Origin of the sequence: Sphingomonas endophytica (assembly GCF_001476895.1) — a bacterium.
In the GTDB taxonomy this organism is placed as follows: domain Bacteria; phylum Pseudomonadota; class Alphaproteobacteria; order Sphingomonadales; family Sphingomonadaceae; genus Sphingomonas; species Sphingomonas endophytica_A.
In genome coordinates this window covers 1-537 of record NZ_LDTB01000201.1, presented here as the reverse complement: position 1 = coordinate 537, position 537 = coordinate 1, and the positions used below count along the sequence as shown (strand labels likewise).

Annotated in this window: 1 protein-coding gene; it reads left to right on the top strand. The window is 66.3% G+C overall.

Annotated features, from left to right (window positions below; translation table 11 throughout):
- Window positions 1-537 (top strand): MBL fold metallo-hydrolase (locus NS334_RS16730; protein WP_193753154.1); only part of this gene is annotated, 537 nt, incomplete at both ends.

The window sequence follows — 537 nt, the reverse complement described above, 5'->3', positions numbered from 1 at the left end:
ACCACGCGGTGCGGGTACTCGGCGCCTCGGCCTATCACGCGCAGGGCATCGTGGCCTCGCAGGAGACCTATCGGCTGATCGAGGAACGCGGCCAGCAGGATTGGGATTCGGAATACGGCCGCTTCCCGCGCCTGTTCCAGGATGCGGCAAGCATTCCCGGCCTGACCTGGCCGACGCTGACCTTCGAGGGCGAGATGTCGATCTATCTCGGCAAGCGCGAGGTGCGGCTGATGCAGCTCGGCGCCGGTCACACCTCGGGCGACATCGTCGCCTGGGTGCCGGATGCCGAGGTGATGTTCTCGGGTGACCTGATCGAATACCACTCGGCCTGCTATTGCGGCGATGCGCATCTGCGGGAATGGCCGATGACCTTGAACGAGATCCGCGCCTTCAATCCGAAGGCGATCGCGCCGGGCCGCGGCGATGCGCTGAAGGGCCTCGAGACCGGGCGTGATGCGATCGCGATGACCCGCGACTTCGTCACCACGCTCTATGGCGCCGCCGAATCGTCCGTCGCCAAGGGCCGCTCCTTGAAGG